At 35.9% G+C, this 14,372-nt stretch carries 1 protein-coding gene; it reads right to left on the minus strand.

The features are described from left to right. Positions 1–175: 175 nt before the first annotated feature. Positions 176–13,699, minus strand: a complete 13,524-nt coding sequence (locus PXD04_RS17645) for a SpaA isopeptide-forming pilin-related protein (protein WP_323736129.1) — start codon at positions 13,697–13,699, stop codon at positions 176–178. Positions 13,700–14,372: the final 673 nt, after the last annotated feature.

Consider the following 14,372-nt stretch of genomic DNA (forward strand, 5'->3'; position numbering starts at 1 on the left):
TCTTTATTGTATCATTAATTAATAGGGGGTTTAGTAAAAATAGTATTTATTGAACATTGTTTATTATTTTGTGTAAATTTTTTATTGAGTAAAAAATAGCTTTATATATTGTAGTAAAAAAATTTGAAAAAAAAGGAAAAAAATTTGAAATTTTATATAGTTATTATGTGTGTAATTATAAAGTTTTAACACTTTTAGTAGTAACTTGTGACTCATAATATGATTGTCTTTCACCAGTGATAATAGTTAATGATTTAACCTTGTTACCACCTAATTTTATACCAGATAAGTTGATTTTTCCATCTTTAACTGTTATAATATTTTTACCATTCATTTTAAATGTTTTACCATTTACTTTAATGGATATTTGGTTGTTTCCAATCACATTCTTTCCATACTGGTCAAGTATTTTTGCCTTTATGGAAAGTTGGTCATTCTTAACAGTTGCACTTGTAATGTTGATCTTGGTTGAACTTCTTTCCACATTGTATACATTAGTATCTCTTGCATCTGGATAATAGTTATCAGCTGCGTATACTGCTGTTACAGTGTAGTCTCTCATGTGTCCATCAATCATTCCACTTGTACCAAGTGGTACGTGGTAAGTGTACTTAGCTACTCCTTTGGTTACTTTGACTTTTATGCTTTCTCCTTTGGAATCTTTAAGTGTTTTACCGTTGATCTTGAAGATTACATAAGCGCCATCGTTTACCATGGATTTTGTGCTGCCCGTTGTCACATCTGTTACCTTAGCGGTGAATACTACGTCCTTATCCTGTTTTACTAGTTTTGGACTGGTAGTTAAGCTTACACTTGCTGTGCGTTTTCTGATGTTGGCTTCGGCTATGTTACCCTTAGCTGATTCGTACTGGTAGCTTCCACTATAGCTTGCTGTGATGTTTTTACCTGCTCTTAGGTAAAGGTCTGCATTCATTGTGAAAGTTACGAGTCCGTTTACTACTTTGAGTTTCATTGGCTTGTTGGTTGTTGTGTCGAAGCGTCCGTCTGTCTGTAGTGAACGACCGTTTAGTTTGAATACTATGTTTCCACCACTTACTGGTTTACCATATTCATTGACAACATGTGCTGTTAACGTGATTTTTTCACCGACAGTTCCGGTTACACTGTCAACGGTTAGGATTACCCGTGATTTTACTATGGTAGTGTTTAGTGTTGTGCTTGATGTGTTGTATTTATCGTTTCCATCTACACTCACTACTATCTGGTTGTTTCCTGAAGTAGCACCAGCTTTTATGATAGCTCGTCCATTAGCATCTGTTTTAACAATCATACGTGTTCCATTTGGTAGTGTTACTGTTACTGTTTCGTTAGCTACTGGTTTTCCATTGCCGCTATCGGTTACTGTTACTTCAAATGTGGTGTTTGCAACTGTGTTGTTCACAACTTTTACGTCAACATCTACTTTTCTTGGTTCTACTTTTTCTGTTAGAGTGGTCTGTGAGGATTCATAGTCTGTTCCTCCATTGTATTTTACGTCTAACTTGTAGTTTCCGGTCTTGTCGATGTTGGTGTTTACTATTGCTACACCATTTCTTACAGGTGCTTTTCCCACTTGTTTACCGTTTACGGTGATTGTTACTTCTCCACTTGTTATTGGTTCACCGGTTGCTTCATCATTTACGCGTACTTCTACTGCCACGTCACCTGCAGTGTTGTTTAATTGTTTTGCACTGGTTGTGGTTGTACGTTTTGCAACTTTTACTGGAACTTTTACTACTACGTCATCATAGGTGTCGTTTCCTGGGTAGGTGACTGTTATTGTGTTGTCTCCTACTGGGAGGTCTACTGGTAGTATTATGTTTCCGTTTTCTGCGGTTGCTGTGATGTTTTTACCGTTTGGCAGTGTTACTATTACTTTACCGTCTACTGGTTTGTTGGTTGCTGGGTCTACCATTGTAATGTTTACTTTGGTGTCTCCACAGGTGTTGTTGGTTACTGCTACTGTTACGTTGGATGGTCTTGGACTTACATGCACATCTTTCTCGGTTGTGTTACTGGTTTCGTATTCTGGGTTGCCCTCATACTTGAGAACTACTTCATAGTCACCAGATTTACCGAGGTCAGTGTTGATAAGTGCGTTTCCATCCTTGTCTAATGGTGCTCTTCCAACAACTTTACCACCAACTATAGCCACTACTTCTCCACCTGTTATTGGTTCTCCTGTGGTAGTGTCTCGTAGACTTGTTTTGAATGCTACGCTTCCTGCAGTGGTGTTTGCTACTTCTGATGTTAGTGTGGTTTCACGTTTCTGTACATTTACTGGTACTTCATAGTGTATGCTGTCATAGGTTTCGTTTCCTAGGTAGGTTACACGTAGTGTGTTGTTTCCTACTGGTAGGTCGACTGGTATGACTGCTTCACCATTGGTTACGTTTACTGGGACGTTGGTACCGTTTGGCAGTGTCACTGTTACTGTACCATTTAATCCTTCTCCGGTTACTGGGTCAACAAGTTTTATGTTTACTGAGGTGTTTCCTCTTGTATTGTTTGTTAACTCTGCGGTTACTTGTGATTCTTTTGGTGTTACAGTTATTGTATCTGCCTGTTTTGTGACTGGTGCACTGTCATTGTTACCTTCATATGTTACTACTATTGGATAGGTTCCTGTTGAGGATATGCTTGTAGGTATTGTGACTGTGCCGTCTGGTCCTACTGGTAGTCTTCCTACTTCTTCACCGTTTACTGTGATTGTTACATTTCCACTAGTTACTGGTTCGCCTGTTTCACTATCAGTTACGTTTACTTTTACTGTTGTGTTACCTGCTGTGTTATTGGTTACTTCTACGTCGACATTGGTGCTGCGTGGTTCCACGGTCACGTTTAGTGGCGTGCTTGTAGCATTGAACGTGTCACTACCAGGATAGCTTACTGTGATGTTCTGTTCACCAACACTTAGTGGCACAGTAATTGTACCTTCTTCACTTACTGGTAGTTCTGTGGTTGTGCCATCTGGTAATGTTACATTCACTGTAGTTAGTAGTAGTGTTTCATTTGTCACTGGGTCATAGAGGTCTACCTTGATTGTTACGTTGTCCTTGGTTGTGTTTAATGGTGTGAGGTTTAGTTTGGATTCACTTCCCATTATAGGTACGCCGGTTAATTCTCTTGTGAAACTGGTATGGTTTTCGTCTCCTTCAAAGGTTACATTCAAGTCGTATGTTCCTTTATCGGCAATGTTAACCATTACTTCTACTGTTCCATCAGGTCCAACTGGTGCTCTTCCAATCAGTTTATCACCAATGGTTATGTTTACATATCCACTTGTGATTGGTTCTCCTGTTACTGGGTCACGTACTTCCACTATTACTGATGTTTTGTTTGCAACTTTAGGTGAAACCTCTGCAGTTAAAGTACTATCACGTTTTTCTATACTTAACGTGTTAGTAGTGTTTACTATGGTTTCATTGTTTACTCCATCAGCAGGGAATTTAACAACTAACGGTTCACCAGTATTGTTGGTGATTGGAATGTCCAGTACTACTGTTGCAGTTCCATCCACTATTGTTACTGGTACTGTTGTACCGTTTGGTAGGGTTACTTCCACTGTACCGTTTACGCCAACACCTGTTTCATCGTCGGTCACATTTACCTCTAAGGTTATGTTTCCTTGTGTGGTGTTGGTTAATGTAGCGTTCACGTTGATTTTACGTGGTTCCACGGTTACTGGTAATGTGATTACATCTTCATCATACTTATTGTTTGATGGATATTTGACTGTAAGAGTGTTTTCTCCTACTGGTAGGTCTAGTAATGCTTTACCAGTTCCTTCGATTACTTCTACTGGTACATTGGTACCGTTTGGTAGGGTTACATATACTGTACCGTTAAGTTTTTCACCAGTTACTGGGTCAACAAGTTCCACTTCTATTGTAGTGTTTCCTTTGGTCTTGTTAGGAATATCTGCGGTTACCTGTGATTCTTTAGGTGTTGCATCAAATGCGTTGGTAGTGTATGTTTCACCAGCTGTGTTTTCGTCTCCACTGTATTTGGCTACTAGTTTGTAGTTACCTGTCTCGTTAAGAGTGGTGTGGATGATTACTGTTCCATCTTCCTTTAGGTCATCAGGAATAGTTGCTGTTCCCACTACTTCTCCGTTTAGTGTGATGTTAACTGTTCCACTACTTACAGGTTTTCCGGTTGTTGCATCGGTTACGTTCACTTTTACTGTGATGTTACCAGCAGTTGTATTGGTTACTTCTGCTGTTATGTTACTTGCACGTTTTTCTAGTGATAGTTCAGTGAATTCTTTTTCGGTTGGGTCGTAGCTTGTAGTGTTTCCAAGGTACTTGACAGTTACATTCTTCGTGTCTATTGGTACTTCTATTGGTACTGTGACTTTTCCGTCACTGCCGATTGTACCATTTCCTACACGTTGACCGTTTTCATCGTATACTTCGACTATTCCACCTTCAGGTAATGCATCACCAGTCACACTATCAACTAATGTTACGTCAATTGTAGTGTTACCAACTGTGTTATTGTTTGGTGTTACTGTGATGTTAGCTGTACGGTTTGCAATATTTATATTTGATAATGCTTCGTCTGTGTAGCTGCTTTCTGTGTAGTTTTCATTACCCAGGTAGGTGATGTTTAACTTGTGAGGTCCACTAGTTGTAATGTTAGTAGGAACTTCCACCACACCCGTTGTGTCATCAAAGACTATGCGAGCAACTTCCACGCCATTATCAGTGACAACAATAGTACCACTGGTTATTGGTTCACCAGTTACAGGATCAGTTACTGTTACGATTACGCTTGTATTGTTTGCACTGGTGTTTCCAGGACGTGCTGTTACACTGCTGTTACGTTGTGTTACAGTTACGGTTTCTGGTGTTGTAGCTGGAACTTCCTTGTAGGTGTCATCAGCTGGGTATGATACGCTTACTTCTCCACCAGTTACTGGTATGTCAAGTACTGCTGTACCTACACCATCTTTGATTTCTACTTCTACTGGAGTACCATCAACGAATACGATAGCGGTTCCGTTTATGCCTTCTCCTGTTTCTGTATCGTTCACGGTTACTTCAATTGTAACATTTCCCTGTGTATTGTTGGTTATAGTATAACCTACATCAATACTTCTTGGTTCTACTGTTACATTGAATTCAATGCCTGTTTCATTATAGGTTTCGTCACCATCAAATGTTACACTTATGGTACTGTTACCTACTGGCAGGTCTACTGGTATTCCACCAACACCATCAACAACCTGTACCGGGACAGGTTTGCTTCCATTTACTGATACGAGTACTGTGCCGTTAAGTTTTTCACCTGTTACTGGGTCAACAAATGTTACATTTACAGTAGTGTTACCTTTAACCGTGACTGGTACTTCTGCTGTGATGTTGGATTCTTTTGGTGTGCTGTCAAATGCATCAATATTGGTGTAAGTATCTGTGTAGTTAGTGTTTCCACCTACATTTGCTACTAGTGTGTACTTACCAGTCTTATTAATATTGGTGTATATGGTAGCTGTTCCATCCTCTTTGATGTCTGCTTCTCCGACAACTTCACCACCTAGTGTAATGTTAACTTTTCCACTAGTTACAGGTTTACCCGTAGTTGCATCAGTTACATTCACTTTTACAGTGATGTTACCAGCAGTCATATTAGTTACTTCTGCAACGACATTCATTGCACGTGTATCTACGTCAACATGTACTGGTATGCTGGTTGCGTTGTATGTTTCATCACCAGGATATGATATATTGATATCGTTTGGTCCAACGTCGAGTGGCACGTTGATTGTACCATCAGGGTTTACTTGAACTTCTTTAGGTGTTTCTTCACCAGGTAATGTTACATTTACTTTATCTACTGGTAATTTTTCACCACTTACTGGGTCAACAAGGTCAACCTTAATAGTCACATTACCTTGTGTAGTGTTAGTTACAGTTACATTGAACTCTGATTCACTACCCAATATTTCAACATTTTCTAAGTCTGTTGAATCACCTGTGTAGTTAGTATTGCCTTCATATACAACTTTTAAGTTGTACGTGCTTTTTACTGGTAAATCAGCTTTGACTATTACAGTTCCATCAGGGCCAAGTTCTGCTTTACCAACAATTTCATCTGCAAGATATACTGTTATGTTACCGCTTGTAACTGGTTGTTCTGTTACTGGGTCTACTACTGTTACAGTAATCTCTGCTTTGTCGGCTACAGCATTAGTTACCTGTGCGGTTACTTTACTGTCACGTTTGTTTATTGTTAATGTGTTGGTTGTGTTTACAGTTGTTTCATTGTGCACTCCATCAGCAGGGAATGTAACCACTAACGGTTTATCACTACTTTCATTGATTGGAATGTCAAGAACAATTACTCCTTTACCATCAACTACTGGTACTGTTACGTTTGTACCGTTTGGTAGTGTAACATTTACAGTACCGTTTACGCCAACACCTGTTTCACTGTCGGTAACGTTAACTTCGAGTGTAATGTTACCCTGTGTGGTGTTGGTTAATGTAGCGTTCACATTAATTTTACGTGGCTCAACAGTTACATTGAATTCATGTTCTGTAGCATTATAGGTTTTATCACCATCAAACACTACCTTTACAGTGCTATTACCAACTGGTAAGTCGAGTTTTACTTCATCTTCCGGTACACCATCTACTAGTTTTACTGCTCGTCCTGGTTCCTGGCCGTCAACGATAACATATACTGTACCATTTAAGCCTTCACCAGTCACAGGATCAACCAGTTTAATATTTATTGTAGTGTTGTCCTTAGTAGTGTTTGGTATGTCTGCTGTTATATTGGACTGTTTAGCTGTAGAATCGAATGATTCAATGTTAAATGTTGCTCCAGTATAATTCTCATTACCAGAGTAGTTAGCTACGAGTGCATAATTACCAACATTAGTAATGTTAGTACTGATAACTACTAATCCGTCCTCATCCAGAACAGCACTTGATAGGTCTACTGTTCCTACTACTTCGCCCTTATTGGTTATGTTAACTGTTCCAACAGTTAATCTTTCACCAGTAGTTGCATCAGTAAGGTTTACTTTTACAGTAATGTTACCAGCTGTAGCATTAGTTACGGTTGCTACCATGTTACTTGCACGAGGTTCAACTTTGATATCAGTATAAATTACATTTACAGGATCATAGCTTGACTCGTTTCCAAGGTATTTGACTACAAGTTCTGTAGTGTCTACAGGTACGTCTACTGGTACGGTTACTTTACCGTTTTTGTCGATTGTACCGTTACCAACTTCTATACCATCCTTATCATATACAACTACTTTTCCACCTTCAGGTAATGGATTACCAGTTTGGCTATCAGTGACTGTTACATCAATAGTAGTGTTACCAAATGTACTGTTACCAGGTGTTACATCAATTTTAGCTGTACGATTTGCAATATTAATATTGGATAATGCATCATCTGTGTAGTTAGCATCAGTGTAGTTAGCGTTACCTGTGAATGTTACGTTTAACATGTGTGGTCCACTGGTTGTAATATTGGTTGGAACTTCAACTACTCCAGTTTCATCGTTAAACTCAACTCTTGCAACTTCAACACCATTATCAGTAACAACAATAGTACCACTAGATATAGGTTCACCAGTTACAGGATCAGTTACTGTTACGATTACACTGGTACTGTTTGCACTAGTGCTTCCAGGCACTGCTGTTACACTGCTGTTACGCTGTTCAACAGTAACACTTTCAGATGGTAATACCTTTTCTGGGTAAGTGTCATCCTCGAGGTATTTAATACCTACCTGTTGAGGATTTTCTCCATCTATTGGTATGTCAAGAACAACACTTGCTTCACCATCAACAACTGGGACGTTAACTTTTGTACCATTTGGTAAAGTTACTTCCACAGTACCATTGATGCCTTCACCGGTTTCTTCATCCTTAGCTGTTACTTTGAGTGTTACATTACCCTGAGTACTGTTGGTAAATTCTGCTTCTACAACTGCAGTACGAGGATCAACTGTTACAGTGAAATCGTATCGAGTTTCATTGTATTTTTCATCACCATTGAATGTTACATTCACAGTGTTACTGCCAACATTCATGTCAACAGGCAATACACCAGTACCATTTACTACTTCAACAGGCACTGCCCTTGCACCATTAACAGATACGTAAACTGTACCGTTAAGTTTTTCACCAGTTACTGGGTCAACAAGTGTCACATTAACACTAGTGTTACCTTTAACCTTGACAGGTACTTCTGCTGTGATATTGGATTCTTTAGGTAATACATTGATTGCTTCAAGATTATATGATTCTTCACCATAAAGTGGACTGCCATCATATACTACTGTTAACTTATACCTTCCGGTTTCGCTAACATTAGTAGTGACCAGTACAGTACCATCATCCTCGAATTCAGCATCCTCAAGGTTAATACTTGCAACAACCTCACCATTAACTGTAATGTTAACAATACCAGAACTTACAACATTATCCTTAGCAATGTCAGTAACGTTCACACGAACAGTCACATTACCAGCAGTAACATTAGTAACTGATGCAGTAACATTAACCATACGAGGAGTGATACTAATAGGCTTAGTAGTTACATTCTCATTATATGTGGTGTTACCAGTATAATTAATTACAAGCTGAGTTGTATCTACAGGCACATCTAATTTAATGAGTGTTACTCCATTTTCATCAGTAGTGTTACTTCCAATAGGATTTTCCACACCATCTATGTATACGTTTACTGTACCGCCAGTTACTGGTGTTACACCATCCTGGTCAAGTAAGGTTACTTTTATAACAGTATCATTAAGTGTAGAGTTTACAACTTCATAATCTACTGTAGCATTACGTTTATCAACAGTAAATGATAATACGTTATCGGTATCATCAAATGTTGCATCATCATATACATCAGTTCCCTTGTATTCAACGGTTAACTTATTATCACCGGAACCTGTGATGTTGGTTTTTACATCAACATATCCAGGATTATCACCTGTTACTGGAACTTCTGCTACAACATTACCATCCTTGTCTTTGATAACAATTGTACCCTCTGTTAACGGAGTGCCAGTAGTCTTATCAGTAACGTTCACACGAACTGAGACATCACCAGCAGTACTGTTAACAAGTGAAGCATTCACACTAGTTAATCGTTTTTCAAGATTAATTGTTTCTGTTGTGTTCTTTGCATCATAGGTAGTGTTACCAGGATACTCCACATAGAAACCTGTAGTTCCAGGTGTTGCATTCAATAGTATATCTACTGTACCATCATTACCAGTTACACCAGTACCTATTAGTACAGTCTTGGTATCATCAGTGTATATGTTCACAACTGCATCAGATACACCTGTTGTTCCATCTTCATCAAGTATTGTTACCTTGATTGTGGTGTTACCAATTGTATTGTTGGTTGGGTCAACAGTGATTGTTGAGTTACGTTTAGCAACCACGAAGTCTAGTACGCCTTCGGTGTCATCAAATGTTGCATCAGCATAAACTTCATTACCAGTGAATAATACTTCAAGGTTATGTTCTGCTTCAGAGTCTGTGATGTTAGTTTTTACATAAACTATTCCATCAGCACTGCCAGTGAATGTATGATTAGCAACTACTACACCATTATCAGTAATAATAATTGTACCGTTACTAATAATCTTTGAAAGATCATTAGGGTCTGTTAATGTTACTTTAAGAGTTACATTACCAGCAGTAGTGTTAGCAACACTCACGTCAATGTCTGTGCTGCGTTGTTTAATGTCAACAGTAAATTCCAGAGTATTAGCAGAGTAGGTTTCATTACCCTCAGGGAATACCACTTTCAAAGTATTATTACCCACAGGTAAATCCTCTGTTAACGTGATACTGATTATTCCATCAGCACCGGTTGTACCAGTACCAACAACATTACCTTCACTATCAGTAATATTGAATTCTGCTCCTATTATTCCTGCACCTGTTGTTGCATCTGATATGTTTACTTTAACTTGTACATCACCATACGTGTCATTTACAGGAGTTGCACTAATTGTAATGTTACGTGTAATTATATCATAATCCAATATCATATCATTATATGAATTTGATGCATATTTGCTTGTACCATTGTAGTAAACAACATAAAAAATGTTTTCTATGTTACTTGTTATCGTAGTAAGTGGTAGTGTTGCTTCACCATTACTGTTTAATTCTACATCATTGCATATTATGTTGTCTTCATGGTCTGTGATGTTTATCTTACCTTCACTTATTGGGTTTCCATTTTCATCAGTAACTTTTACGCGTAGTGTGATGTTACCAACTGTAGTGTTTTCTACTGTTACTGCCATATTGGTTGATATTTTACGTATAGTGAATGTTTTAGTTACATTTACAATATTATGGTTTTCATCATAATATGATATGTTTACCTTGTATTCTCCTGCTTCGTATTCGCCAACTGTTGCAGTAAATTCTTTATCGTAGAACCCATTACCCCGTGTTGTAATGTTTTCTGATGATTTAATGCTTCCATCAGGATTTATTATGGTAATGTTAAGGTTACTTGTTGTTATTGGTGTTCCATCAACTTCTGTAAGATAACCATACACGTTAAACTTGTTATCAATTGTCACAGTACTGCTAGGATCTATTGTAACATTTATTACTGTCACTCCAGGATCTGCAGTAATAGTTGATAATGATTCTGGTGTTAGTCCTTCACCAATAGTTGCAGCATCCAATGCTACACTACTTTGATACCTGTCATTTCCTTGATAGGTAATAGTTATAGGTACTGTGCTTGTGGTTGTAATACCAAGGTTAAGATCATTAAGATTTATTATAACTTCATCATTTGCATCAACTTTAGTGAAGCTTATTACTCTTGGCACTCCATCCACTTCAACTGTTAACTTACCAGTACGTATAGCTTCATTATGTTGACCTAATATTTTTACACCGATTGAAACATTACCTGCAGTATTATTTATAATACGTGCTACTGTAGTTGATTCAAGTTTAAGTACTGTGAATGTTGTAGTAGCCGATGATGGCCTGTTACCACCACTACCATAATAATTTACTATTACAGTATATTCCCCTGCCCCAAGAATACTAGGAAGATAGTGTTGAGTACTACCGTCTTTGTTATTTGAAGTTTGATCAGCATAAAATACTGATTCTTGGTTATTGTTATTAGTAATAGTTATGTTGTATTTACCATTTTGAGGGAAATTCTGGAGATTGAATATATCAAGGTGTATATATACCGTTTCATTAAGATAGAACACCTTTTTTATAGTTGTATTATATTCATCTTCATAAGTATTTAATTTAACATAAGTGTCATGTTTACTAGCTTCATCCATACTACTAATAGATTTACCATTATCTTGATACTTATCTGATTTACTAAATGTAACATATGCGTATGGTTCCCCATCCTCTCTGAAAAACTTAGGATCCAGATAAATTAAATAAAGATTTCTACCCTCATCAATAGTAATATTCCACTTATAATCATATAAGTCATTATTAAGATCACTTAGATTATAATCTTGTCTTTCACTTTCAGTGTTATTCATATTAAGATGCAAGTTTCCATCTTTAATAAGATTACCCTCAGCATCTCTAATACCAACAGCTAAAGTGACATTACTATGATCATCCTCAGCATAAAATAATTCAATAAATGAAGGAAGCTTTTCAACAGGAACAGTAATATTTTTAGTTGCACTGTTAATTTTTCCAACTACTTCATGATAATTAAATATAATAGTATGATTCACCATTTTAGAAGGTGTGAACTTTATAGTCCAAAGCTTATTAACAGAATCATACTGACTAAATTGGTTATCCTCTAGATGTATATAATTAGCATCTAATACAATATGAGAATCACTTGAATCAAGTAATTCATCACCAGCAGTTACATTAACCAATACAACATATTCCTCATCGATACTAGCATCACCAGTAGTATAAAAGTTAATTACCGGATCCATCAAGGAAATACTGGAACCACTAATCACTTTTTCAACAGTTTTACCAGAATAATCCTCTGTACCAGCATATTCTACACTAATTGTAATAGTAGAATTACTGGTAGGAGTATAAGTTAGACTAATATTACCCTCAGATCCAGTAGTGTATGGACCACCAAGAGTTTCACCATTAATCTTAACAACTAATGGTTGCCCTTCAAGACCGTTACCAGAACTATCTGTGAGATATGCATCGAAAGTGAAAGGTTCACCCACCTTAAACTCACTAGGAAGAACAACATTTATATCAGTTTGTTCATGACCAAGATCTAAAGTATCAGTAATTGAAGATGGTGCAATGAAATTTTCTTCATCACCCGTAAAATTAATGACAGTATTAAAAGTTCCACCTACTAAAGTACCAGGTAAGTTAATAGTTGCAACACCATTTTCTACAGTACCTTCAAAAGTACCTTCGTAAGTATTATTTTTAACAGTCATTTTAACTATACCACTAGGAACAGTACTACCAGTACTATTTTTAACATTTACCTGAACAGTTACACCATCAGTAGCTGATATTGAAGCTATATTAACATTTGACATGGAACTGGTTTCATAAACTTTAATGGTTTTAGTACCATTAATAGCTTTATAATTATCTAATCCATCATAAGCGTAATGAATATAATATTCTCCTTTTTTATTGAATGTATAATCAAATGATAATACACCATTAGCTGATGAATCTGAACCATGTGTAAGTTCATTACCTTCTGAATTTAATAGTTTATATGAAAGTGGTCCTGTAATAGGCTCAAATGTTTTGTTAATATCCCCACCTTGAGTAGCTGATTGTTCACCTATATTAATATTATAAGTCTTTGTTTCATTAACAAATATATTATCAACATCAAGATATAAAAATACAACTTTTGCTTTCTGCGTAAATATTCTTTTAGATGAACTAGCTCCAAAATCGGTTGTTTTAATTTCAGTACCATTATATCTTATTTCAGAAAGACTGGCCGTTGAAAGAGAACCGGTCCACGTTGCACTTGAATATACATGAAGTATAGGAGATACACCATAAAACTCAGTATTTTTCATTCTAAGGTTAGCACCATCTTTTAAATATATTATTCCTGAACCTATACTACAATTAATAAAAGTACAATTTTCTATTAAGACATCTGTACAACCATCAAAATATACTGAATTTGTACCGGCTAAATCCTTAAAAACAACATTTTTAATGATTATAGGACTAGTTATACTACCAGAAGTAGTAATTGAAGTTCCTGAACCATCAGGTCTGCTGATTGTATGTCCTTGTCCATCTAATGTGAAAGCACCTGTAATAGTAATTTTAGCAGTTCCTAAATTAATATCATCACCCAGTATAAAATCACCCTGCCTGTTTCCAGTTATATTTGAAGCTTGGGTTACTGTTGAGATATCTGTTTTGGTGTTTTTTGTGTTGTTTGTAACTTTATTTATTGTTTTTGCCTTTGCATTTGTTTTGTTTTGTTTTACCGCATTTTGATCATCTGTCTCCTCGATAGTGTTGTCGTCACTTTGTGTTTGTTGTAGGTTGTTGTTTTGGTTATTTTGTGCATTTTGTGTTACCTCTTTTGTTATTGTTGTGGTTGTTGTGTTGTGGTCTGCATTATCGGTTGCAGCTACAAGTGAACAACCTGTTAAAGTGATGAACATGACTAGGATGAAACAGAGTATTGCTTTGTTTCTTTTTATCATAGTCCTTTTCTCGCTTTTAATATTTTTTTCATCATAATATGTTTAATATTTGATGATTTTGTTTTTCTTTATTTTTCTTTTCTCCTTTGTATATTTTCGTGAATATAATATTTTTTTCTAGTAGTTTCTGGTCTTGTTGTGTCTTTTTTTTTGTGTTGTATTTGTTTTTTGTTGTGTTTTTTGTTTAGATTTTATATTATATTCTGTTATTTTTTTTTGTTTATTGTTGAATATATGCAAGTCATTTTTCATGTTTTTTTAGAAAATGTTGCATTTTTTTGTCAATAAACTTAATTGTAGAATTATCTACATTGATATTTTTGAACATTATAATATTTATATGATTTTATATCCATTTTTGACTTATTATTGTACAATTTTTTAGTGTTTTGGTCTTTTTTATGGATATTTTTAAGAAAAATAGTGTTGTTTATTAATGTACATTATAATATTATCATTGTAAAAATATTTTATTTAATATTGTTTAATAGAGTATTACTGTAATATGCTTTGTTAATATTACATTATAATTACATAAAATTTGTATATTTGTTAAATCTTTTTTTAAAAGTAGTTGTTTGTTTATATGTTTTTTCTGGAGATTTTATTTAGCTTAAAATATAAAAAAAATTGTAATGAAATTATGAGTAAAGATGTATGATATTATATTTAT

It is taken from the genome of Methanosphaera sp. ISO3-F5, from assembly GCF_034480035.2.
In the GTDB taxonomy this organism is placed as follows: Archaea; Methanobacteriota; Methanobacteria; order Methanobacteriales; family Methanobacteriaceae; genus Methanosphaera.

What these genes read in the sequence shown, in the direction of transcription:
- PXD04_RS17645 (WP_323736129.1), bottom strand. Translation starts at nt 13,699, where the DNA reads ATGATAAAAAGAAACAAAGCAATACTCTGTTTCATCCTAGTCATGTTC.